The organism is Pseudomonas migulae NBRC 103157, from assembly GCF_002091715.1.
Taxonomy (GTDB): domain Bacteria; phylum Pseudomonadota; class Gammaproteobacteria; order Pseudomonadales; family Pseudomonadaceae; genus Aquipseudomonas; species Aquipseudomonas migulae_A.
Window position 1 is genome coordinate 31737 of record NZ_BDAG01000001.1, and the last position, 23502, is coordinate 55238.

24 protein-coding genes are annotated in these 23502 nt (G+C 59.9%); 13 read left to right on the forward strand and 11 right to left on the reverse strand.

Annotated features, from left to right (window positions below):
* The first annotated feature begins 259 nt into the window (after nt 1-259).
* The 4 genes from coxB (at nt 260) to PMI01S_RS00205 (ending at nt 4650) form a co-directional block, all read left to right on the forward strand.
* A complete protein-coding gene (gene coxB / locus PMI01S_RS00190) occupies nt 260-1387 on the forward strand; it encodes a cytochrome c oxidase subunit II (RefSeq protein ID WP_084317500.1) in 1128 nt (375 codons plus the stop codon).
* Nucleotides 1388-1469: 82 nt separating this feature from the next.
* Nucleotides 1470-3062, forward strand: coding sequence for a cytochrome c oxidase subunit I (gene ctaD / locus PMI01S_RS00195; protein WP_084317501.1), 1593 nt, complete (start codon nt 1470-1472; stop codon nt 3060-3062).
* Between the two features lie 123 nt (nt 3063-3185).
* Nucleotides 3186-3737: a cytochrome c oxidase assembly protein gene (locus PMI01S_RS00200; protein WP_084317502.1), complete on the forward strand. Its 552-nt coding sequence runs from the start codon at nt 3186-3188 to the stop codon at nt 3735-3737.
* Between the two features lie 25 nt (nt 3738-3762).
* Nucleotides 3763-4650, forward strand: coding sequence for a cytochrome c oxidase subunit 3 (locus PMI01S_RS00205; protein WP_084317503.1), 888 nt, complete (start codon nt 3763-3765; stop codon nt 4648-4650).
* A gap of 3 nt (nt 4651-4653) precedes the next feature.
* Here the strand turns inward: PMI01S_RS00205 and PMI01S_RS00210 are convergent, their stop codons facing one another.
* The gene (locus tag PMI01S_RS00210; protein WP_008064738.1) at nt 4654-4857 is read right to left on the reverse strand and encodes a twin transmembrane helix small protein; all 204 of its coding nucleotides are present in this window, start codon (nt 4855-4857) and stop codon (nt 4654-4656) included.
* A 70-nt stretch (nt 4858-4927) separates the two neighbouring features.
* On the opposite strand from PMI01S_RS00210, the gene PMI01S_RS00215 reads away from it, so the two are divergent.
* From PMI01S_RS00215 to PMI01S_RS00235, 5 genes are read left to right on the forward strand one after another with little or no spacing between them, the layout of a single operon-like run.
* Complete coding sequence (locus PMI01S_RS00215; RefSeq protein ID WP_084317504.1) at nt 4928-5668, forward strand: SURF1 family protein; 741 nt, start codon at nt 4928-4930, stop codon at nt 5666-5668.
* Entirely contained in the window at nt 5634-6227 is a 594-nt protein-coding gene (locus tag PMI01S_RS00220; RefSeq protein ID WP_084317805.1) for a PA_0111/PP_0108 family redox-active disulfide protein, read from the forward strand. The genes PMI01S_RS00215 and PMI01S_RS00220 overlap by 35 nt, the downstream gene beginning before the upstream one ends.
* A 10-nt stretch (nt 6228-6237) precedes the next feature.
* Nucleotides 6238-7311: a COX15/CtaA family protein gene (locus tag PMI01S_RS00225; protein ID WP_084317505.1), complete on the forward strand. Its 1074-nt coding sequence runs from the start codon at nt 6238-6240 to the stop codon at nt 7309-7311.
* Nucleotides 7299-8198: a heme o synthase gene (cyoE, locus tag PMI01S_RS00230; protein ID WP_084317506.1), complete on the forward strand. Its 900-nt coding sequence runs from the start codon at nt 7299-7301 to the stop codon at nt 8196-8198. The genes PMI01S_RS00225 and cyoE overlap by 13 nt, the downstream gene beginning before the upstream one ends.
* Nucleotides 8195-8830: an SCO family protein gene (locus PMI01S_RS00235; protein ID WP_084317507.1), complete on the forward strand. Its 636-nt coding sequence runs from the start codon at nt 8195-8197 to the stop codon at nt 8828-8830. The genes cyoE and PMI01S_RS00235 overlap by 4 nt, the downstream gene beginning before the upstream one ends.
* Before the next feature lie 145 nt (nt 8831-8975).
* Here PMI01S_RS00235 and PMI01S_RS00240 read toward each other — a convergent pair whose 3' ends face one another.
* From PMI01S_RS00240 to PMI01S_RS00250, 3 genes are read right to left on the reverse strand one after another with little or no spacing between them, the layout of a single operon-like run.
* Nucleotides 8976-9746 carry a MetQ/NlpA family ABC transporter substrate-binding protein gene (locus PMI01S_RS00240; protein WP_084317508.1) on the reverse strand — a complete coding sequence of 257 codons (771 nt, stop codon included), beginning with the start codon at nt 9744-9746 and terminating at the stop codon, nt 8976-8978.
* A gap of 56 nt (nt 9747-9802) precedes the next feature.
* Nucleotides 9803-10477, reverse strand: a complete 675-nt coding sequence (locus PMI01S_RS00245; protein ID WP_008002212.1) for a methionine ABC transporter permease — start codon at nt 10475-10477, stop codon at nt 9803-9805.
* On the reverse strand, nt 10477-11484 hold the full coding sequence (locus PMI01S_RS00250; protein ID WP_017341768.1) for a methionine ABC transporter ATP-binding protein: 1008 nt from the start codon (nt 11482-11484) through the stop codon (nt 10477-10479). Before PMI01S_RS00250 ends, PMI01S_RS00245 begins: the two co-directional genes overlap by 1 nt.
* A 264-nt stretch (nt 11485-11748) precedes the next feature.
* Here PMI01S_RS00250 and katE point away from each other — a divergent pair, with 264 nt between their 5' ends.
* A complete protein-coding gene (katE, locus tag PMI01S_RS00255; protein ID WP_084317509.1) occupies nt 11749-13887 on the forward strand; it encodes a catalase HPII in 2139 nt (712 codons plus the stop codon).
* Between the two features lie 119 nt (nt 13888-14006).
* Here the strand turns inward: katE and PMI01S_RS00260 are convergent, their stop codons facing one another.
* The 4 genes from PMI01S_RS00260 to zur are packed head-to-tail and all read right to left on the reverse strand — an operon-like array spanning nt 14007 to nt 16809.
* Nucleotides 14007-14723: a PA5502 family lipoprotein gene (locus PMI01S_RS00260; RefSeq protein WP_084317510.1), complete on the reverse strand. Its 717-nt coding sequence runs from the start codon at nt 14721-14723 to the stop codon at nt 14007-14009.
* Nucleotides 14724-14760: 37 nt separating this feature from the next.
* The gene (znuB, locus tag PMI01S_RS00265; RefSeq protein ID WP_084317511.1) at nt 14761-15549 is read right to left on the reverse strand and encodes a zinc ABC transporter permease subunit ZnuB; all 789 of its coding nucleotides are present in this window, start codon (nt 15547-15549) and stop codon (nt 14761-14763) included.
* Complete coding sequence (znuC, locus tag PMI01S_RS00270; RefSeq protein ID WP_084317512.1) at nt 15542-16327, reverse strand: zinc ABC transporter ATP-binding protein ZnuC; 786 nt, start codon at nt 16325-16327, stop codon at nt 15542-15544. Before znuC ends, znuB begins: the two co-directional genes overlap by 8 nt.
* Nucleotides 16327-16809 (reverse strand): zinc uptake transcriptional repressor Zur, encoded by a 483-nt coding sequence (gene zur, locus PMI01S_RS00275; RefSeq protein WP_017341763.1) that lies wholly within the window; start codon nt 16807-16809, stop codon nt 16327-16329. The genes znuC and zur overlap by 1 nt, the downstream gene beginning before the upstream one ends.
* Nucleotides 16810-16875: 66 nt before the next feature.
* Between zur and PMI01S_RS00280 the strand changes: the two genes are divergently transcribed.
* Nucleotides 16876-17796, forward strand: coding sequence for a zinc ABC transporter substrate-binding protein (locus PMI01S_RS00280; protein ID WP_084317806.1), 921 nt, complete (start codon nt 16876-16878; stop codon nt 17794-17796).
* An 80-nt stretch (nt 17797-17876) separates the two neighbouring features.
* On the opposite strand, the gene PMI01S_RS00285 is transcribed toward PMI01S_RS00280, so the two are convergent.
* Together PMI01S_RS00285 and PMI01S_RS00290 are read right to left on the reverse strand one after the other, a co-directional pair.
* Nucleotides 17877-18827 carry a homoserine kinase gene (locus PMI01S_RS00285; protein WP_084317513.1) on the reverse strand — a complete coding sequence of 317 codons (951 nt, stop codon included), beginning with the start codon at nt 18825-18827 and terminating at the stop codon, nt 17877-17879.
* 60 nt (nt 18828-18887) lie between these two features.
* Nucleotides 18888-19175: a DUF2782 domain-containing protein gene (locus PMI01S_RS00290; protein ID WP_084317514.1), complete on the reverse strand. Its 288-nt coding sequence runs from the start codon at nt 19173-19175 to the stop codon at nt 18888-18890.
* A gap of 74 nt (nt 19176-19249) precedes the next feature.
* Here PMI01S_RS00290 and polA point away from each other — a divergent pair, with 74 nt between their 5' ends.
* The gene (polA, locus tag PMI01S_RS00295; RefSeq protein ID WP_084317515.1) at nt 19250-22021 is read left to right on the forward strand and encodes a DNA polymerase I; all 2772 of its coding nucleotides are present in this window, start codon (nt 19250-19252) and stop codon (nt 22019-22021) included.
* Between the two features lie 323 nt (nt 22022-22344).
* Here the strand turns inward: polA and yihA are convergent, their stop codons facing one another.
* Complete coding sequence (yihA, locus tag PMI01S_RS00300) at nt 22345-22986, reverse strand: ribosome biogenesis GTP-binding protein YihA/YsxC (RefSeq protein ID WP_017341758.1); 642 nt, start codon at nt 22984-22986, stop codon at nt 22345-22347.
* Nucleotides 22987-23177: 191 nt separating this feature from the next.
* On the opposite strand from yihA, the gene PMI01S_RS00305 reads away from it, so the two are divergent.
* The gene (locus PMI01S_RS00305) at nt 23178-23468 is read left to right on the forward strand and encodes a c-type cytochrome (protein ID WP_003196231.1); all 291 of its coding nucleotides are present in this window, start codon (nt 23178-23180) and stop codon (nt 23466-23468) included.
* Nucleotides 23469-23502: the final 34 nt, after the last annotated feature.

Below are 23502 nucleotides of genomic sequence, written 5' to 3' on the forward strand. Positions count from 1 at the left end.
TATATCCATTTGCCACCACTCGTCTGCATCCTTCTCCATTCGGGACCTTGAACGCAAGTCCCAGCTGTTTCAGATCATTTACGCCGTCACGTTGCGAGGTCGCAGTCGCTGTCTATACTCGGGTGGGAATGGAGTTAGCTGATGACGCCCGACTGCACACGCAGCAAGGCCCGGCGATTCAAGTTCGTAGTCTGAAATGCCGCTCCCTTGCCGCAGGTGAAAGCCGGCGGGATAACAAGAACGATAAGGGGAACCCGCAATGATGCGACATCCACACGTCTGGATGGGCCTCCTGTTGTGGTCGATTTTCGGTCAGGCGCACGCCGCCTGGACTGTGAATATGGCGCCGGGAGCGACTGAAATCAGTCACGCAGTATTTGACCTGCACATGACCATTTTCTGGATCTGTGTAGTGATCGGCATCATCGTCTTCGGCGCCATGTTCTGGTCGATGATCCTCCACCGTCGCTCGACCGGGCAGGTGGCCGCAAAATTTCATGAAAGCACCACCGTCGAAATCCTCTGGACCATCGTGCCCTTCGTGATCCTCGTGGCCATGGCGGTTCCTGCCACGGCGACCCTGATCAAGATGTATGACGCCAGTGAGCCGGATATCGATATCCAGGTCACCGGTTATCAGTGGAAGTGGCATTACAAATACCTGGGCCAGGACGTCGAGTTCTTCAGCAACCTGGCCACGCCCGCCGACCAGATTCACAACAAGGAAGCCAAGGGCGAGCACTACCTGCTGGAGGTCGACAAGCCGCTGGTGTTGCCGATTGGCGCCAAGGTGCGCTTCCTGGTGACCTCCGCCGACGTTATCCACTCCTGGTGGGTGCCGGCCTTCGCGGTCAAGCGCGATGCGATTCCGGGATTCGTCAATGAAGCCTGGACCCGCGTCGACAAGCCTGGCCTCTACCGTGGGCAGTGCGCCGAATTGTGCGGCAAGGACCACGGCTTCATGCCAATCGTGGTCGAGGTCAAGGAGAAGGCCGATTACGAAAAATGGCTGGGCGAGCGCAAGGCCGAGGCCATGCAACTCAAAGAGCTGACCAGCAAGGAATGGACCCTCGACGAGCTTAAAGAGCGTGGCGACAAGGTCTATCACACCACTTGCGTGGCCTGTCACCAGGCCGAAGGCCAGGGCTTGCCGCCGATGTTCCCGGCACTCAAGGGCTCGAAAATCGCCACCGGCCCGATCAAGGATCACTTGAGCATTGTCTTCCACGGCAAGCCTGGCACCGCCATGGCGGCGTTCGGCAAGCAGCTCTCGGAGGTCGATATCGCGGCGGTCGTGACCTACGAACGTAACGCCTGGGGCAACAACAAAGGCGACATGGTCACGCCTAAAGAAGTGCTGGAGCTGAAACAGGCGGAAAGCAAATGACCCGGTCTATTGCGTGCACCAGGAACCGGTCGGGGCAATGCGCCCCGGCCCGCCCAGCCCATCTGTTTACAGGAGACAGGACATGACTGCTGTAGTCGATGACCATGTTCAGACCCACACCGATCACGCCCATGGCCCGGCCAAAGGTCTGATGCGCTGGGTGCTGACCACTAACCACAAGGATATCGGCACGCTGTACCTGTGGTTTGCGTTCTCCATGTTCCTCTTGGGCGGTACGTTCGCGATGGTGATTCGCGCCGAACTGTTCCAGCCGGGGCTGCAGATCGTCCAGCCGGAATTCTTCAACCAGATGACCACCATGCACGGTCTGGTGATGGTGTTCGGTGCGGTGATGCCGGCGTTCGTCGGCCTCGCCAACTGGATGATCCCGCTGATGATCGGCGCGCCGGACATGGCCCTGCCACGGATGAACAACTTCAGCTTCTGGCTGTTGCCGGCGGCGTTCATCCTGCTGGTGTCGACCCTGTTCACCCCCGGCGGCGGACCGAACTTCGGCTGGACGTTCTACGCCCCGCTGTCGACGACCTACGCGCCGGAAAGCGTGACGTTCTTCATCTTCGCCATCCACTTGATGGGGATCAGTTCGATCATGGGCGCGATCAACGTGATCGCCACCATCCTCAACCTGCGCGCCCCCGGCATGACGCTGATGAAAATGCCGCTGTTCGTCTGGACCTGGCTGATCACCGCGTTCCTGCTGATTGCGGTGATGCCGGTGCTGGCCGGTTGCGTGACGATGATGCTGATGGACATCCACTTCGGCACGAGCTTCTTCAGTGCCGCCGGTGGCGGTGACCCGGTGTTGTTCCAGCATGTGTTCTGGTTCTTCGGTCACCCTGAGGTGTACATCATGATCCTGCCGGCCTTCGGTGCCGTCAGCTCGATCATTCCGGCCTTTTCGCGCAAGCCGCTGTTTGGCTACACCTCGATGGTCTATGCCACGGCGAGTATCGCGTTCCTGTCCTTCATCGTTTGGGCGCACCACATGTTCGTGGTCGGCATCCCGCTGGTGGGCGAGCTGTTCTTCATGTACGCCACGCTGCTGATCGCGGTGCCCACCGGCGTGAAGGTGTTCAACTGGGCGAGCACCATGTGGCAAGGCTCGCTGACCTTCGAGACGCCGATGCTGTTCGCGGTGGCGTTCGTGATCCTGTTCTCCATTGGCGGGTTCTCAGGGTTGATGCTGGCCATCGCCCCGGCAGACTTCCAGTACCAGGACACCTACTTCGTGGTCGCGCATTTCCACTATGTGCTGGTGCCAGGGGCAATCTTCGGGATCTTCGCGTCGGCTTACTACTGGCTGCCGAAATGGACCGGCCACATGTACGACGAAACCCTCGGCAAGCTGCACTTCTGGCTCTCGTTCATCGGCATGAACATGGCGTTCTTCCCGATGCACTTCGTGGGGCTGGCGGGTATGCCGCGGCGGATTCCGGACTACAACCTGCAATTCGCCGACTTCAACATGGTGTCGTCGATCGGCGCGTTCATGTTTGGCGCCACGCAGATCTTCTTCCTGTTCATCGTGATCAAGACCATCCGCGGCGGCCCGCCAGCACCGGCCAAACCGTGGGATGGGGCCGAAGGCCTGGAGTGGAGCATCCCGTCACCGGCGCCGTATCACACCTTCACCACACCGCCGGAAGTGAAATGAACACCGCCCTTGCAGGAGCCGGCTTGCTGGCGATGAACGATAACGCGGTGCGCCTGATGCACCGCGGTGTTTGGATCGCCAGCAAGCCGGCTCCTACAGGGGTTGGCGTAGAGGTAGGAAACCATGGCTGACTCGATTTCGATGAAAAAGCTGGTCACCCGCCTGTTACTGGTGGTGGTAGCGATGTTTATTTTCGGGTTTGCCCTGGTGCCGATCTACGACGTGATGTGCAAGGCGTTCGGCATCAATGGCAAGACCGCCGGGCAGTATGAAGGCGAGCAGGCCGTCGATACCTCACGGCAGGTACGCGTGCAGTTTCTGTCGACCAACTCGGCTGACATGTCCTGGGATTTCTACCCCAAGAGCGACGAGCTGACGGCCAACCCTGGCGCAGTGAACGAGATGATCTTCATCGCGCACAACCCCACTGACAAGCCGATGAGCGCGCAAGCGGTGCCGAGCATCGCGCCGAGCAACGCGGCGGCGTATTTCCACAAGACCGAATGTTTCTGCTTTACCCAGCAAGTGCTGCAGCCCGGTCAACGGATCGAGATGCCGGTACGTTTCATCGTTGACCGTGACATGCCCAAGGATGTGAAGCACCTGACGCTGTCCTACACGCTGTTCGATATCACCGCCCGACATCCACCGGTGGCTGTAAATACTGGCGGCTGAGCGTGCCCGATAAGGAGAACAATAAATGGCAACTCATGAACATTATTACGTACCGGCCCAGAGCAAGTGGCCGATCATCGCTACGGTCGGCATGTTCGTCACCGTGTTCGGCCTGGCCACCTGGTTCAACGATCTGAAAGCGGCGCGGCCGGAATCCCACGGCCCGCTGATCTTTTTCGTCGGCGGCCTGCTGTTGGCCTACATGCTGTTCGGCTGGTTCGGTACGGTGATCAAGGAAAGTCGTCAGGGGTTATATAGCGCCCAGATGGATCGCTCGTTTCGCTGGGGCATGAGCTGGTTCATCTTCTCGGAGGTGATGTTCTTCATCGCCTTCTTCGGTGCGCTGTTTTACGTGCGCCACGTTTCTGGTCCGGCACTCGGCGGTGAAGGGACCAAAGGCATCGCGCATATGCTCTGGCCGAACTTCGAATTCGTCTGGCCTTTGCTGAACAACCCCGACTCGAAACTGTTTCCGCCACCGAAGGAAGTCATCAGCCCCTGGGGTCTGCCACTGCTCAATACCGTGCTGCTGGTGAGCTCCAGCGTCACCATCACCATCGCCCACCACGCGTTGAAAAAAGGCCATCGCGGCGCGCTGAAAATCTGGCTGGCGATCACCGTTTTACTGGGTTGTGCCTTCCTCGGCTTCCAGGCCGAAGAGTACCTGCACGCCTACCAAGAACTGGGCCTGACCCTGGGCTCCGGCATCTACGGCGCGACCTTTTTCATGCTCACCGGTTTCCACGGCGCCCACGTGACCATCGGCACGATCATCCTGTTCGTGATGCTGATGCGGATCCTGCGCGGGCACTTCGACAACGAGCACCAGTTCGGCTTCGAAGCGGCGAGCTGGTATTGGCACTTCGTGGACGTGGTGTGGATCGGGCTGTTCGTTTTCGTCTACGTGCTCTGAGGCTTACCAAGGCGCATGCGACACCAGCTGGCCGCTGAAAAAACCCCAGGCGATCAAGCCGACGGTGATGGCGGCCAGAGCAACACGAACACTCAAGGCAATGACGAGGCGGTTCGAGCTGCTGTCGTCCTTGACCAGAAAAAACAGGCCGCTGAACAGGCTGACAACCGTGGCAATCAGCATCAGGACGATGGCTGCTTTGAGCATGGTGGAACTCCGGGGGAAAGGCGATGCACTTGAGTATAGCTATCGCGACTACCGACTTTCTGGCGACGCCATGAAGCGCTTTCGGCCGGGCATCGTGCCGACGCTGGTGGTCGCATTATTGCTGCCCACGCTGGTGTCACTCGGGTTCTGGCAACTGAGCCGGGGCGCGGAGAAAAGCGCGCTGTTGCACACCTACGCCGAGCGCCGCGCCGCTGCATCGATGGCCAGCACCGAACTGCGACACACCGAGGACCCGGCCTTTCGCCGGGTTCGCTTGCACGGCCACTTCGATGCGGCGCACAGCCTGTTGCTGGACAACCGCCAGCGCGACGGCAAGGTTGGGGTCGAGCTGCTGCAACCGTTTCAGGATCAGGCGACCGGACTGTGGCTGCTGGTCAATCGCGGCTGGCTGCCTTGGCCGGACCGGCGCACACCGCCGCAATTCACCACGCCGACTCAGGCATTGAGCCTGGATGCGTGGGTCTACGTTTCACCCGGCGCGACCTTTCAACTGCAGGCCGATCCGAGCACTACAACCTGGCCTCGGTTAGTGACTGCCGTCGAGCCTTCAAAGCTCTGGAAGGCGCTGGACCGTGAAGGTTTTGCCTACGAATTACGCGCAGAAACCGGCCCCGCGTCCTACCAGGCCGATTGGCCGGTGGTGGCTACAGGGCCGGAAAAACACATCGCTTATGCCGTGCAGTGGTTCGCCATGTCGATCGCCCTGCTCGGCCTCTATGCCTATCTCGGCTGGCACAACGCAAAGGAGAAACACCATGGGAGCGGCCATGAATCCACCCAGCATGTCTGAGGCAAAAACGCCGGCGAACCGGCGCAAGGGTCGCTTGCAGTTGCTGCTGATCCTGCTTGGGGTGATCGGTCCGATGATCCTCGCCACCGGCATGTACAAATTGCAGTTCTGGGTGCCGGAAGGTCGCAGCTATCACGGCGAGCTGATCGGCACCGGCCAGACCCGCGCCGACCTTGGCGTGCAGGCGCAGGAGGACCGCTGGCAATTGCTGGTCACCGCGCCCAAGGAGTGTTCGGTGGACTGCCAGCAACTGGTGTACCTGGCGCGACAAATCCAGATCGGCCTCGGTCGCGATGCGTCCCGCGCCAGTCATGCCATCGCCACCGCGCAGCCGCTGAACAGCGATTACGAGACTAAACTTCAACGCGAGTACCCGCAGTTGCAGCGTTACTCACTGGACCTGCCGACCTACACCAAAGGCGCTCAGAGCAATGACACGCCGCACCTGTGGATCATCGACCCCCACGGCAATCTGGTGCTGCGCTACGACCCGTCGATCAAGGGCAAGGAGCTGCTTAACGACCTGCGCCATCTGCTGAAACTGTCGAACATCGGATAAGGGCATCGTCATGGCCAAACCAGGATTTCGCCTCGCGCTGTTTGCCACCTTGCTGGCACTGATTGTGGTGTTGCTCGGCGCCTACACTCGCCTGACTCACGCCGGCCTCGGCTGCCCGGACTGGCCGGGTTGCTACGGCTTTATCAGCGTGCCGAAAAGCGAAGCTCAACTGGCCCATGCCGAACTGCATTTTCCCGATACGCCCGTCGAAGCACACAAGGGCTGGAACGAAATGGTCCACCGCTACTTCGCCGGCACGCTGGGCTTGCTGATTTCAGTACTGGCCGGTCGCGCCTGGGTGCATCGTCGGCATCCGGGGCAACCGGTGAAGCTGCCGTTGTTCCTGCTGGCGGTGGTCATCGCCCAAGCGGCATTCGGCATGTGGACGGTGACGCTCAAGCTTTGGCCGCAAGTGGTGACCGGGCATTTGCTCGGAGGGTTCGCGACGTTGAGCCTGTTGTTTCTGTTGACCTTGCGTCTGTCGGGCGTCTTACCGGCGCTGACTGTGCCCCGGCGTTTGCAGTACTGGGCGACGGCCGGATTGCTGTTGGTGATCCTGCAAATCGCCCTCGGCGGCTGGGTCAGTTCCAACTACGCCGCGGTGGCTTGTATCGACTTCCCGACCTGTCACGGGCAGTGGCTGCCCCCGGCGGACTTCGCCAACGGCTTTCACCTGACCCAACACATCGGCCCCAATTACCTGGGCGGGCAACTGGATAGCGATGCTCGCACGGCGATTCACCTGACTCACCGCATTGGCGCATTGCTGGTCACGCTGGTGCTGCTCGGTCTGGCGTGGCAACTCAAAATCGTCGGCATGACACGCCTGGCGGGGCTGGTGCTGATTGCTCTCGCCGCACAGATCACCCTCGGCATCAGCAACGTGCTGTTTCACCTGCCGCTGCCGGTGGCCGTCGCGCATAACGCCGGCGGCGCAGCGCTGCTGCTGACGATGGTGTTGGTCAATTATCACGCGCGAACCAGTCTGGTTCGGGTCAAACAACCAACACGCTGGCGCTTCAGCTCGCGCAAACATTCAGCCGGGCCCATAACAATAAAAGGAGAGATGCCATGGCGACTCTGATCGGCGCACGTCACAGCCAGGCGATCTGGCGTGACTACCTGGAACTGACCAAGCCGAAAGTGGTGGTGCTGATGCTCATCACCTCGCTGGTCGGCATGTTCCTCGCAACCCGCGCAGGGGTGCCGTGGACGGTGCTGGTGTTCGGCAATCTGGGGATTGCGTTGTGTGCCGGCGGGGCGGCGGCGGTCAACCATGTGGTGGACCGGCGGATCGATGCGGTGATGGCGCGCACCCATAAGCGTCCCTTGGCCGAAGGCCGGGTTTCACCGACGGCTGCGCTGACGTTCGCATTGGTGCTGGCGGTGTTGGGCCAGGCGTTATTGCTGGCGTTCACCAATCCACTGACAGCGTGGCTGACCCTGGCTTCGCTGCTCGGTTACGCCGTGGTCTATACCGGATTCCTCAAACGCGCGACGCCGCAGAACATCGTCATCGGCGGCCTGGCCGGTGCCGCCCCGCCGCTGCTCGGCTGGACCGCTGCCACCGGTCACGTCAGTGCCGAACCGCTGCTGCTGGTGCTGATCATCTTCGCCTGGACCCCGCCGCACTTCTGGGCGCTGGCGATCCATCGCAAAGAGGAATACGCCAAGGCCGATATTCCGATGCTGCCGGTGACCCACGGCGAGCACTACACCAAAATCCATATCCTGCTTTACACCTTCGCGTTGCTGGCCGTCAGCCTGATGCCGTACGTGATTCACATGAGCGGCGTGCTCTACCTGATTTGCGCCGTCGGACTGGGTGCGAGGTTTCTGCAATGGGCCGTCGTGCTGTACCGTGGCACTCGGCCGCACGCGGCGATCAACACGTTCAAGTACTCTATCTGGTACTTGTTCCTGCTGTTTATCGCGCTGCTCGTAGACCACTACTTACTGTTGAACCTATGACTCGAACCCAGAAAACCGTCTTCATCCTTGTCGCCCTGATCGCGCTGGTCCTGGGCCTGACCATCAACAAAGTGCTGTCCGGCAAAGGCCAGGGCGACCCGACTGCGTTGATTGACGCCGGGATCATCCTGTTGCCGCAAAGCCGTAACCTGCCAGACGTGACGATGACCGATCAGGACGGCAAACCGGTGGCGGTCAATGCGCTGAAAGACAAGTGGAGTCTGTTGTTCTTCGGTTACACCTTCTGCCCGGACATCTGCCCGACCACCCTCGCCCAGCTGCGCCAGATCAAGAGCGAACTGCCGCCGGAGGCTGTGGATAAATTGCAGGTCATCCTGGTGAGCGTCGATCCGAACCGCGATACACCCAAGCAGCTCAAGCAATACCTGGGTTACTTCGATCCGCAGTTTCAGGGACTGACGGCGACCTCGGTCGAGGACATTCAGAAGCTGGCCAACGCGGTGAGCATTCCGTTCATTCCGGCGGACACCAGCAAGCCAAACTACACGGTTGATCACAGCGGCAACCTGGCGGTGATCGGGCCGGATGGAACGCAGCGCGGGTTTATCCGGGCGCCGTTGAACAACGCCAAGCTGGTGGCGCAGTTACCGGTGATGCTCAAACGCAAATAACACACAAACCTTGTAGGAGCCGGCTTGCTGGCGATGGCAATCTCACGGACGCCATCGCCAGCAAGCCGGCCCCAGCAGGGTCAGTGTTTCAGGCATAAAAAGTGGGGCGCATTCAATGCGCCCCATTTTTCGTTACAGCTTCAGATCAGAACGCCGGCACCACCGCGCCTTTGTACTTCTCGAGAATGAAGGCTTTCACTTCCGGGCTGTGCAGCGCGGCAACCAGCTTCTTCATGTCTTCACTGTCCTTGTCGTCCGGACGGGCAACGAGGATGTTCACGTACGGCGAATCGCTGCCTTCGATGACCAGCGCATCCTTGGCCGGATCAAGCTTGGCTTCCAGCGCGTAGTTGGTGTTGATCAGCGCCAGGTCGACCTGGGTCAGCACCCGCGGGAGAGTCGCGGCTTCCAGTTCGCGGAATTTCAGGTCCTTGGTGTTCTCGGTGATGTCCTTGACGGTCGACAGGATATTGTTCGAATCCTTCAACTTGATCAGGCCAGCCTTCGCCAGCAGCAACAGCGCGCGGCCGCCGTTGGTGGCGTCGTTCGGGATCACCACGTTGGCGCCGCCCGGCAGTTCGGTCAGCGCTTTGTATTTGCTGGAGTAAGCGCCCAGCGGTTCCAGGTGCACACCGGCCACGGAAATCAGGTTAGTGCCCTTGGCCTTGTTGAACTCGTCGAGGTACGGCTGGTGCTGGAAGAAGTTGGCATCCAGGCGTTTCTCGGCCACTTGCACGTTCGGCTGGATGTAGTCGGTGAAGACTTTGACCTTAAGGTCCACGCCTTCCTTGGCCAGGGCCGGTTTCACGAATTCGAGGATTTCTGCGTGCGGGACCGGGGAGGCCGCAACGGTCAGGGTGCCGGCGTGGGCGGAAAAAGCTGCAACAGCAGCAAACGCGACGAGTAATTTTTTCATTCAGCTAACTCCTTGTGAGGCGCATCGCGCCTGCCAGCGAATGGCCGGCTCATGACTTATTTACGCGAGAAGTGTACGACCAGCTTGTCGCCAACGGTTTGTAGCACTTGAACCAGGACCAGCAGCAACACCACGGTGACGACCATCACATCGGTCTGGAAACGCTGGTAACCAAAACGGATCGCCAGGTCACCCAGACCACCCGCGCCCACCACACCGGCCATCGCCGTGTAGGACACCAGTGTAATAGCTGTCACCGTAATCGCCGCGAAGATGCCCGGGCGGGCTTCTGGCAGCAAGGCATTGGTGATGATCTGACGCGTCGTCGCGCCCATGGCCTGTGTCGCTTCGATGATGCCGCGATCCACTTCACGCAGGGCGGTTTCCACCAGTCGTGCGAAGAACGGCGTGGCACCCACCACCAGCGGCGGGATTGCACCGGCAACACCCAGCGAAGTGCCGGTGATCAACACGGTGAACGGAATCATCACGATCAGCAGAATGATGAAGGGCAGCGAACGCAGGATGTTCACCACCAGCGACAACATCGCATACACGCCTTTGGCTTCCAGCAACTGACGCGGGCTGCAAAGGAACAACAGCACGCCGAGCGGAAGGCCCAGCAGCACGGTGAACAACAGCGAACCGCCGAGCATCAGCAGGGTATCGCCAGTGGCCAGCCAGATTTCGAACCAGTCGATATTGGCGAAGAAACTTGTCAGGGCTTCCATCAGCGCAGCACCTCCATGTGGACATCCGCCGCGGTGAAGCGGGCAAACGCCGCCTCCATATCGCCGCCGGTGACCGCCAGGGTCAATTGCCCGTAGGGGATGTCTTTGATGCGGTCGATACGACCGGCCAGGATGCTGTAGTCCACGCCCGTTTCCCGAGCGACGGTTCCCAGCAAAGGCGCGTAGGTCGCTTCGCCCTGGAAGGTCAGACGCACGATACGGCCCGGCACATGAGCAAAATCGTCGCGCTGTTCGCTTTCGTCGATCTGCTCGTCTTCCTGCACGAAACGCTTGGTAGTCGGGTGCTTTGGATGCAGGAACACCTCGGCCACCGAACCTTGCTCGACGATCACACCCGCGTCCATGACCGCCACCTGGTCACAGACGCGACGGATCACATCCATCTCGTGGGTGATCAGGACGATGGTCAGCTTCAGCTCGCGGTTGATCTCGGCCAGCAGTTGCAGGACCGACGCCGTGGTCTGCGGGTCCAGGGCGCTGGTGGCTTCATCGCACAGCAGGATTTTTGGCTTGGTCGCCAGCGCGCGGGCAATGCCGACGCGCTGCTTTTGGCCGCCGGACAACTGCGCCGGGTATTTTTTGGCGTGGTCGGACAAGCCCACCCGCGCCAGCAACTCGGCCACACGCTGGTCGATCTCACTGCGCGACAGTTCGCCCGCAAGGGTCAGCGGCAACGCGACGTTGTCGGCAACGGTCTTGGACGCCAGCAGGTTGAAGTGCTGGAAAATCATCCCGACCTGCTGCCGGAAGCGTCGCAGGCTGTTGGCGTCGAGCGCCGTGACTTCTTCGCCGTCGACGATGATCTTGCCGCCACTGGAGTTCTCCAGGCGATTGATCAGACGCAGCAGGGTACTTTTTCCCGCACCGGAATGACCGATCAGGCCGAAGACCTGGCCGTTCTCAATCGTCAGACTGGTCGGGTGCAGGGCGGGAATATCCTTACCGGCGACGCGGTAGGTTTTGTGGACGTTTTGAAACTCGATCACGTAGCGAACCTTGTGGGGCGCGTTAGAAAAGGATCAGCGGTTAGCCGGGCGCGCATTTTAGCCTGTCCGTATAGAGGTTATTAGCATTTATTCCGCATTCAACCTTTCATTTGGCAATAACACGATCAAAGGTCATAAAAAAGGAACGGCTAAAAAGCCCATCAGTCACTAATAAGGCAACTCGAAAACGCCCCCGGTGCCGTGCCTGGGGAATGCATAAGAATCCTGACTACGGCAGGAATCGCTACGAGGAGTTAACGACTGATGAGTACTAAAAAGCCTGCCGCACCCAAAAGCGCCCTGGCCGGGACCGACACACTGGACCGCGGCAACACCAATGCCAAGCTCGACAGCCTCGAAAAATTTCGCTCCGACGCCACCGAACAGGCCCTGCGCACCAACCAGGGCGTGAAGGTTTCGGACAACCAGAACACATTGAAGGTCGGCGCCCGCGGCCCGTCGTTGCTGGAAGATTTCATCATGCGTGAAAAGATCACGCATTTTGACCATGAGCGCATCCCGGAGCGCATCGTCCATGCCCGGGGCACTGGCGCTCATGGTTTTTTCCAGACCTATGAAAACCATTCCGTGCTGACCAAGGCCGGTTTCTTACAGGACCCGGGCAAGAAAACTCCGGTCTTCGTACGATTTTCCACGGTCCAAGGCCCGCGCGGTTCGGGCGATACCGTGCGCGACGTACGCGGTTTCGCCGTGAAGTTCTTCACCGACGAAGGCAACTTCGACCTGGTGGGCAACAACATGCCAGTGTTTTTCATACAGGATGCGATCAAGTTTCCTGACTTCGTTCACGCGGTAAAACCCGAGCCACATAACGAGATACCTACGGGCGGTTCGGCGCACGACACCTTCTGGGACTTTGTCTCGCTGGTTCCGGAATCAGCGCACATGGTGATGTGGGCAATGTCCGACCGGGCGATCCCGAAAAGCTTGCGCAGCATGCAGGGTTTCGGCGTGCATACATTCCGCCTGATCAACGCCGAGGGCAAATCGCGCTTCGTCAAATTCCATTGGCGCCCTGCCGCCGGGACGTGCTCGCTGGTCTGGGATGAAGCCCAGAAACTCGCCGGTAAAGACACCGACTACCACCGCCGCGATCTCTGGGAATCGATCGAGATGGGCGATTACCCAGAGTGGGAATTGGGCGTACAGGTCGTCGAAGAGGAAAACGAACATTCCTTCGACTTCGACATTCTCGACCCGACCAAAATCATTCCCGAGGAAATCGTGCCCATCACGCCGCTGGGCAAGATGGTGCTCAACCGCAACCCGGACAACTTCTTCGCCGAAACCGAGCAGGTCGCTTTCTGTCCGGGGCATATCGTGCCGGGCATCGATTTTTCCAACGATCCGTTGCTGCAAGGTCGGTTGTTTTCCTACACCGATACGCAAATCAGCCGACTCGGTGGACCGAATTTTCACGAGATCCCGATCAACCGTCCGGTGGCCCCCTTCCATAATGGCCAGCGGGATGCGATGCACCGCACCACGATCGACAAGGGGCGCGCGTCCTACGAACCGAATTCCATCGACGGTGGCTGGCCCAAAGAAACGCCGCCCGCCGCGCAGGATGGCGGCTTCGAGACCTATCCAGAGCGCATCGACGCCAACAAGATCCGCCAGCGCAGCGAGTCGTTCAGCGATCACTTCTCGCAGGCGCGGCTGTTCTTTCACAGCATGAGCAAACACGAGCAGGAACACATCATCTCGGCCTACAGCTTTGAGCTGGGCAAGGTTGAGCGAGCGTTTATCCGTGCGCGCGAAGTGAATGAGATCCTCGCCAACATCGACCTGGAACTGGCCAAACGTGTGGCGCAGAACCTCGGCTTGCCGGCACCGAAGGCCGGGACGGTCGATGTGCCGAAAATCTCCCTGGAACGTTCGCCGGCCCTGAGCCAGGCCAATTTGTTGCCGGGCGATATAAAAACCCGAAAAGTCGCGATTCTGGCGGCCAACGGGGTCGATGGCGCTGCAATCGATGCCATGAAAAAAGCGCTGAAAGCAGAAGGCGCCCACGCCAAACTGCTCGGCCCGACGTCCGCCCCGGTGACAACCGCCGATGGCAAGATGCTGCCGGTGGATGCCTCCATGGAAGGCATGCCATCCATCGCTTTCGATGCGGTCTTTGTGCCGGGTGGTGCGACATCCATCAAAGCGTTGAGCGGTGATGGCGTGGCGCTGCATTACGTGCTGGAGGCGTTCAAGCACTTGAAGGCGATCGCGTTGCAAGGCGAGGCGAAGCAATTGCTGGAGGTGTTGAAGCTGGAGGCTGATGCGGGGTTGATCGTGGGGACGGACGCGAAGTTGATCAAGGCGTTTTTTGCGGCGATCGGGCAGCATCGGGTGTGGGAACGGGAGCCTAAGGCCAAGGCGATTCCGGCTTAAGGCACTGTATTGCTAGGTAGGGCGCCTTCGCGGGCAAGCCCGCTCCCACAGGATTTGTGTCGTTCGCCAACTATGTGAACGACACTGGACCTGTGGGAGCGAGCTTGCTCACGATGCTTTTAGGGTTTACGCGGACTCAAGACCATCTGCGCCGGAACATTGCGCAGAATCTGCTTCTGCAGATTCAGATCAAACCCCGAATCCAGCTTCTTTACCCGTTTGGTCAACAACGTAGCCAACCACGGATAATCCTGCGTACGCGGCGCCTGAATGCTCACGTCGCACTTGTAATTCACCACATCAGCCGCGATCGCATCCAGTTGCCGACGAAGTTTGCTCATATCGGCGAGGTTCAATGCGACGGTAGTGCTCTCAGCGGTCGGATCAATCACTTTCGCCTGTGGTTTGGCCTCGGCCGCCAACAGCGCCGCTTCAGCTCTATCGAGCTCAGCCTTGCGCGCATTGACGATAGCGTTATTGACCCCACCGGTCAGCGCCGGAGCCTTGGGCATCAGTGCCCGCGCACGGCTCAGGGCAGTGGCAGCAGCATTCACATCGCCTTTTTGCAGCACGATCTGGCTGCGTTGCAGATAGGCTTCGGCGAGTTGTCGTTGGTACTGCACAAGGGAAGGGTCGTTTGGCGACCCGGCCTGCAAGGCAGCCAGTTGATCTTCAGCAGTGGCCAGCTCGCTGCTGGCGAGGCTTTGCTCGAGCTGTGCGATGGCCGAGGCTCGCGCATCAGTGGCCTCGGTGGCCGCCGGTGGCGTGCTTTGACATGCGCCCAGTAGCAGCGAAAATGCAACAAGGAGCAGATAACGGGAGGCTAACAGCTTCATTCCTGCGACTCTCTATTTGCGCAAAAAACGAGCAAGTCTACACCCCTCGACGGGGCAGGACAAAACTCAGCAGAAACAGCGCGGCGGCCGCCACCACGATCGACGGGCCTGCCGGGGTGTCCTTGAACCAGGACAATGCCAACCCGCCACACACCGCGAGCATGCCCAGCAGGCTCGCGCCCAGTGCCATCTGTTCCGGCGACCGGGCGTGACGTTGTGCCGCAGCCGCCGGGATGATCAGCAGCGACGTAATCAACAACACACCGACGATTTTCATCGCCACGGCGATCACAACGGCGATCAGCAGCATCAGGGTCAGACGCAGCGCCGGCACCGGCAAGCCTTCCACCCTGGCCAGCTCTTCATGCACCGTGATTGCCAGCAATGGCCGCCACAATGTCACCAGCAAGGCCATGACAGCTGCGCTGCCGCCGAGAATCCAGGCCAGATCGGTCGGACTGATCGCCAGCAAATCGCCGAACAGATAGGCCATCAGGTCGATCCGCACTTCGTGCATGAAGCTTAGTACGACAAGGCCTAAAGAGAGCGTGCTCGGTGCGAGAATTCCCAAAAGCGTGTCGGATGCCAGCGGCTGACGCTGTTGCAAGGTCACCAGCAACACCGCCAATAACAGACAGCCTACGGTGACCGCCACTGTCGGGCTGACATCCAGCAGAAAGCCCAACGCCACGCCAAGCAAGGCCGCGTGGGACAGGGTGTCGCCGAAATACGCCATGCGCCGCCAGACCACGAAAGATCCCAACGGCCCCGCCACCAGCGCCAGGGCCAGGCCTGCAAGCAGGGCGTAAAGCAGAAAATCAGCCATGCTTGCAGCTATCTCCATGAACGTGAGGTTGGGCCGTCGGGGCCGTGGTGACCACCGAACCATGCAAATCATGGGCGTGGTCGTGATGGTGGTGATAAATCGCCAGGCTTTGTGCGTTCTTTCCGAACAACTCGACGAAAGCAGGATCGCCGCTGACCTGCTCGGGATGACCGGAACAGCAGACGTGACGGTTGAGGCAGACCACTTGATCGGTGGTGCTCATGACCAGATGCAAATCGTGGGAAACCATCAGCACGCCGCAGCCGTGACGGTCACGCAGGCGAGTGATCAGGCTGTACAGCTCGGCCTGCCCCGCTACGTCGACGCCTTGCACCGGCTCATCAAGCACCAGCAATTCTGGCTCGCGCAACAGCGCCCGGGCCAGCAGCACGCGCTGCATTTCACCACCGGAAACGCTTTGCACCGGGCTGTCGATCACCTGTTCGGCGCCCACTTCCTTGAGGGCCGCCAACGCGCGAGTGCGATCCACACCGGGCACCAGCCGCAAGAAGCGCAGCACCGACAGCGGGAGCGTCGGATCGACGTGAAGTTTTTGCGGCATGTAACCGACCCGCAGTTTCGGCTTGCGCCACACGCTGCCGCTGTCCGGCTTCAACAGGCCGAGCACCGCCCGCACAAGGGTGGTTTTGCCGGCACCGTTGGGACCGATCAGCGTGACGATCTGCCCGGGCTCGACGCTTAGCTCGATGTTATCCAGCACGTTTTGCCCGGCAAAGGTGACGGCAACCTGCTTGAGGCGGATCAGCGCGTTGCTCATCAAGCCCCCTGGCAACCCGAACAGACGCCGACCACTTCGACAGTCTGGCTTTCGACGACGAATCCGACGTCCCTGGCGCTGCCGATGATCGCGTCGCTGATGGACTTCTGCTCAAGCTCGATGGCGGCGTGGCACTCGCGGCAAATCAGGAACTGGCCCTGGTGAGCGTGTTCCGGATGATTGCAACCGACGAAGGCGTTCAGCGAGGAGATGCGGTGCACCAGGCCGTTTTCCAGCAGGAAATCCAGTGCGCGGTACACGGTCGGCGGCGCAGCACGGCGACCATCCTGCTCGCTGAGCACGGCAAGAATGTCATAGGCACCCAGCGGCTTGTGGCTTTGCCACACCAGTTCCAGCACCCGCCGGCGCAAGGCAGTCAGGCGCAGGCCTTGACGCGCGCACAGGGCATCGGCCTCAGACAGTGCGCTGTGAACGCAATGAGAGTGGTCGTGGGGACGGCTGGCAATCGGTGTTTTAGGCATGAGCGGCGACGAGTTTTGTGAGAGACGTTATTATGTTACCCGTTCTCGCCTCTTCGAGTGGTCATCGTGTCCCGACTTTTTTCTACCTTTGTCGCATTTGTCGCCAGTTTTCTGTTGATCGGTTCTGCTCACGCCGAAGTCAAAGTCCTTACCAGCATCAAGCCGCTGCAGTTGATTGCCGCTGCGGTGCAGGACGGCGTGGCAATCCCGGAAGTGCTGCTTCCGCCCGGCGCTTCCCCGCATAACTATGCCCTGCGCCCTTCCGACGTACGGAAGGTGCAATCGGTGGATCTGCTTTACTGGATCGGTCCGGACATGGAAGGTTTCCTGCCTCGCGTGCTGAACGGTCGCACGCTGCCGAGCGTTGCCGTGCAGGATCTGCCGGGGCTGAAATTGCGTCGCTTCGCCGAAGACAGTCACTCCCACGCCGAAGAAGCCGACGAACATGATCACGATCACCGTCCGGGCAGCCTGGATGCGCATTTGTGGTTATCACCGGTCAACGCTCGGGTGATCGCGACAAAAATGGCCGCAGATCTGGGTGCCGTCGATCCGGCCAATGCGGCGCGTTATCAAAGCAACCTCAAAGCGTTCGATGAGCGCCTGGATGCGCTGGACCTGCGCTTGAAGGCTCGACTGGCAGGCATCGCGGGCAAACCGTACTTTGTGTTCCATGAGGCGTTCGACTACTTCGAAGAGGCTTATGGTCTGAAGCACGCTGGCGTATTCAGCGTCGCCGCCGAAGTTCAGCCGGGTGCCCAGCATGTATCGGCAATGCGTACGCGGTTGCAGGAAGTGGGCAAGACCTGTGTGTTCAGCGAACCGCCGTTGCGTCCGCGGCTGGCGGAAACGCTGGTGGCGGGGTTGCCTGTGAAACTGGCGGAACTGGATGCGTTGGGCGGGTACACGCCGGCGACTGCTCAGGGGTATGAGCAGGTGCTGGAGAAGTTGGGGAATGATTTGGCGGGGTGTCTGGAGTCGTTGTAGTCCCATAAAAAAGATCGCAGCCTTCGGCAGCGCCTACGTAGATCGGTGTAGGAGCTGCCGAAGGCTGCGATCTTTTGACTTTAAAGGGCGAACGGTAGGGGTGTACTGACCTTCTGCCGCTGCGCCAACCGCTGCTGAAATTCCATCGGGTCGTGAATCAACACGTCTTGCCCGGCGAAAGACTCTGCGGCAATCAACCGCGACAACCAGAACCGCACACACGCCACACGCAACATGGTCGGCCACAACTCCGCCTCGGCCGCCGTGAATGGCCGCAACGCTGCATACGCCCCCAGCAACGCCCGCGCCCGCGGCCCGTCAATCAACCCGTCGTCGTCCGAACACCAATCGTTCAAGGCAATCGCCACGTCGTAGAGCATGGGTCCCGAACAGGCATTGTAGAAGTCGATCAACCCGGTCAGGTGCGTGCCTTCGAACATCGCGTTGTCGCGAAACAGGTCCGCGTGGATGTTGGCCCGTGGCAACGCCAGGATTTTTTCTTTCTGTTGAGTGATTTCATCCAGCGCCCGTTGCAGCAAATCGCTCTGCTCTGCATTCAGGTGCGACAACAGCTGCGTGCCCTCTTCCAGCATCCAGTCCAGCCCACGATCGGTCTTGCGCTTGATCATGTTGGGCTGGGTTGCCAGATGCAGGTGCGCGAGCAACTCGCCCACTTGGGCACAATGCTGTGCGTTGGCGATCTTGATGTGCTTGCCGGCCAGACGCGGCTGCAACAGCGCAGGCTTGCCCGCCAGCTCGCGCAAGGCAACGCCATCGGTGGTGCGCAAGGCGTAAGGCACCGGCAGGTCGGCTTCATGCAGCACATCCAGCAGTTCGATGAAGAACGGCATCTCCTGAACCGGACCACGCTCAACCAGGGTCAGTACAAACTCGCCCTGCTCCAGGCTGATAAAGAAATTGGTGTTTTCGCTACCGGCGGCAATCCCCTGGAAATCAAGCAGGCGGCCGAGCCCGTATGGGGCGAGAAAGGTTTCCAGCTCGGGCCGAGCCAGCGGGGTGAACACAGACATGTTTTAACTGCCAGTACGGGCGCCGCCACTCTGCCGGCGCCGATTTAAGTTAGGAACGGCTTACCATTCGAAGATTTTCCATGCCGGGATCAGCATATCCGGCTGATCCGAGCGAATGAAGTTACCGTCCGATCCATCCGCGCGCACCAGAAAGTACGGCTTGCCGCCCTTTGGGGTGACCTTGATGGCATACAAAAAGCCATTTTGCCGATATTCCTGGATAGTTTTATCGCCTTCCGTGCGGATCGTGACATCCGGGTCTGCCGAGGGTGCGTCATCTGCGGCCATCACGGCCAATGGTGTGATTGCAAACAAGCCAGCCAGCAACAGGCGATTTAGTGTGCGCATGATAACCTTGTCCCTTTGTCGTCAACGGTCCCGCTATTCTAGCGCCGGACCCGCCGAAAAGGTTGATCCTGCTCATGAGCCAAGCCCCCCTCGTCCTGGTGGACGGTTCTTCTTACCTGTACCGCGCCTTTCACGCCCTGCCACCGCTGACCACTTCCAAAGGTCTGCCGACCGGAGCGGTCAAAGGCGTGTTGAACATGCTCAAGAGTCTACGCAAGCAGTACCCGGACAGTCCGTTCGCCGTGGTGTTCGATGCCAAGGGCGGGACATTCCGTGACGAAATGTTCGCCGAGTACAAGGCCAACCGTCCGAGCATGCCCGACGACATGCGCCTACAGATCGAGCCACTGCACCAGAGCGTGATGGCGCTGGGCTTCCCGCTGCTGTGCGTCGAAGGCGTGGAGGCCGATGACGTGATCGGTACCCTGGCCCGCAGCAGCGCGGCGGCCGACCGTCCGGTGATTATCTCCACCGGCGACAAGGACATGGCGCAACTGGTCGACGGCCACATTACCTTGGTCAATACCATGACCGGTAGCGCGCTGGACGTGGAAGGCGTGAAGGAGAAATTCGGCGTCGCTCCCGAGCAGATCATCGATTATCTGGCGCTGATGGGCGATTCTTCCGACAACATCCCGGGCGTTCCGGGCATCGGTCCCAAGACCGCTTCCGGCCTGTTGGTCGGCGTAAACGGCGGCCTGACCGAGCTCTATGCGCAGCTCGACATCGTTCCGACCCTGCCGATTCGCGGCGCGAAAACCCTGCCGGCCAAACTTGAAGAGCACAAGGAAATGGCCTTCCTCTCCTACCAACTGGCGACGATCAAGATCGACGTGCCGCTGGATATCGGCCTCGACGACCTGCAAATGGGCAAGCCGGATCACGACAAACTGGCCGAGCTCTACACGCTGCTGGAATTCAAGAGCTGGTTCGAAGAAAACCAGCGCGACGCCAAGCGTTCCGGCCAGGAAGTCAGTGCGCCGGTGATTGAAGAAGCCGCCGTCGAGACTGAACTCAAGTACACGACGATCCTCACTCAGGCCGATTTCGACCTGTGGCTGAAGAAGCTCAACGACGCCACGCTGATCGCCTTTGATACCGAAACCACCGGCATCGATGCGCAGCAGGCGCAACTGGTCGGTCTGTCGTTCGCTGTACAGGCCAACGAAGCGGCCTACATTCCGCTGACCCATTCCTACATGGGCGTGCCGGATCAGCTCGATCGCGACACCGTGCTGCGCGCACTGAAACCGATCCTGGAAGACCCGAACAAACTCAAGGTCGGCCAGCACGCCAAGTTCGACATGAACATCCTGGCCAACTGCGCCATCGGTGGCGACCAGAGCTGCGGCATCACCGTGCGAGGCATCGCGTTCGACACCATGCTCGAATCCTACGTGCTGGATTCCACCGCGACCCGCCACGACATGGACAGCCTGGCGCTGAAGTACCTGAATCACACCACCACCAGCTTTCAGGACATTGCCGGCAAAGGTGCCAAACAGCTGACTTTTGACCAGATCTCCCTCGAACTGGCCGGGCCTTACGCCGCTGAAGACGCCGACGTAACGCTGCGCCTGCATCAGGCCTTGCACGAAAAGCTCAATGCCATCCCTAGCTTGAGCAAAGTCCTGAGCGAAATTGAAATGCCATTGGTGCCGGTACTCGCGCGAATCGAACGCCAGGGCGCGCTGGTCGATGCCAACCTGCTGGGCATTCAAAGCGTTGAGCTAGGCGACAAGATGGTCGCACTGGAGCGCGAGGCGTTTGCCATCGCCGGCGAAGAATTCAACCTGGGTTCGCCGAAGCAATTGGGCGTGATCCTGTACGAAAAACTTGGCCTGCCGATCCTCAGCAAAACCGCCAAGGGCCAGGCGTCCACCGCCGAAGCCGTGCTGGCGGAACTGGCCGAGCAGGACTACCCGCTGCCCAAAGTGCTGATGCAGTACCGCTCGATGAGCAAGCTGAAAAGCACCTACACCGATCGTCTGCCGGAGCAGATCAACCCGCGCACCGGGCGAATTCACACCTCTTATCATCAGGCTGTCGCGGCGACCGGGCGTTTGTCGTCCAGTGATCCGAACCTGCAGAACATCCCGATCCGCACCGCCGAAGGGCGGCGGATTCGTCAGGCGTTCATTGCGCCAAAAGGCTATAAGCTGCTGGCCGCGGACTACTCGCAAATCGAGCTGCGCATCATGGCCCACCTGGCCAAGGACGAAGGTTTGCTGCACGCCTTCCGCAATGACCTGGACGTGCACAAAGCCACTGCCGCCGAAGTGTTCGGCGTCGATCTGGCAGAGGTCACCACTGATCAGCGTCGTAGCGCCAAAGCGATCAACTTCGGCTTGATCTATGGCATGAGCGCGTTTGGCCTGGCCAAGCAGATCGGCGTCGATCGCAAACAGTCGCAGGCGTACATCGACCGCTATTTCGCCCGCTATCCAGGCGTCCTGGACTACATGGAGCGCACCCGCGCCCAGGCGGCCGAGCAAGGTTTTGTCGAGACCCTCTTCGGTCGCCGCCTGTACCTGCCGGAAATCAATGCAAAAAACCCAGCCCTGCGCAAAGGCGCCGAACGCACGGCGATCAACGCACCGATGCAAGGCACTGCGGCGGACATCATCAAGAAAGCCATGGTGGCTGTGGATAACTGGCTGACCTCGTCGGGTCTGGACGCCAAAGTCATCCTGCAGGTGCACGATGAATTGGTGCTTGAGGTGCGGGAAGACCTGGTCGATCAGGTTCGCGAGGAGATTCGCGCCCACATGGCTGACGCCGCGAAGCTTGATGTCCCGCTACTGGTCGAAGTTGGCGTAGGCAATAACTGGGATGAGGCTCACTAACCCGTCTTCTGTGGGAGCGTGCAAGCTCGCTCCCACAGGGATTTTGGTGCGGCATAGTGCCGCGGCAGAGGGGGCGAAGAGCGCTTATTTCAGTTAGCGATTCGACTTATTTCAAATGGTTTTTGAAGCGCCGGAACTAAACCTGTGAACTGCCACTCAGAGTAACTGAATGGCTGGTGAAGCCCTTCGATGCTCCTATGTTGTGTTAAGTGTTGGCAGATAATCTGGACCCCGCCCTAGCGGTCCGGAACTTGAACCCCGGAACTTCCCCCTCCCCATAAGAAGTCCGGGGTTTTTTTTGCCCGCGTTTTTTGTAAATGAGCTTACTCCGCGAGTTCCGAGCCTTTGTCCGCCAGTTCCATCCAGCCGGCCAATACAGTGTAGGCGTCTTCCAGGCCCATGCGTTTTGGCGCCGAAAACAGCTGGATGCTGATCGCATCACCCCAGCCTTTGCGGATGTCCGACTGAACCTTGAGCAGCACGTTTTTCGCAGCGCCGTAAGTCAGCTTGTCCGCTTTGGTCAGCAGAATGTGCATCGGCATGCCGCTGGCGACGGCCCAATCAAGCATCAACAGGTCGAAATCGGTCATTGGATGACGGATGTCCATCATCAGAATCAGACCTTTCAAACTCTCGCGACCACCCAGATAAGCTTCGAGGTGACGCTGCCAGTGCAGCTTCAACGGGATCGGCACTTTCGCGTAACCGTAGCCCGGCAGGTCGACCAGACGACGATCATCGTCTAGCTTGAAGAAGTTCAAGAGTTGCGTGCGACCCGGTGTTTTCGAGGTCCGCGCCAGGCTGGCATGCGTCAGAGTGTTCAACGCGCTGGATTTACCGGCGTTGGAACGCCCGGCGAAGGCCACTTCAAAGCCTTCGTCGTCGGGGCATTGGTCGACTTTGGCAGCGCTGAGCATGAAGGTGGACTGTTGGCACAGGCCGAGGATGGGGTTCTTGAGTTGCATGGGATTTCCGATGTGGGCGGCGCCGGGAATGGACGCGGCAAGCGGTGTCGTTTCCGTTTCAGTGACGCCAGTATATAATGCCGCAGATTTTGTGTGCGCTTTGTCCCAGCGTAGGATGAAGTTCACGAGAGCGATTGACCTTGATTGCGCACTAGAATGCAGAACGCTCTCAACCCTGAAAAGGTCGTTTTATGACGAAATGGCTGCTAGCTGCCGGTGTCTTGATGCCGCTTTACAGCGCTCAGGCTACACAGGATCCGGAAGCTGTGTACAACCGTGTTTGTGGTGCCTGTCATTCCGGCCAACTACCCATGGCGCCCAGAAAGGGCGATCAGGAAGCTTGGACGCCGAGGTTGGCGAAAGGTATGGAGACGCTGGTGCAACACGTGACCCAGGGTTTCAAGGCGATGCCGCCGCGTGGTTTGTGCATGGACTGCAGTGCCGAGGATTACCGAGCCATCATCCAGTGGATGAGCGAGTGATCCCGGTCCATAACTCTTTAACCCTTAGCCGTAG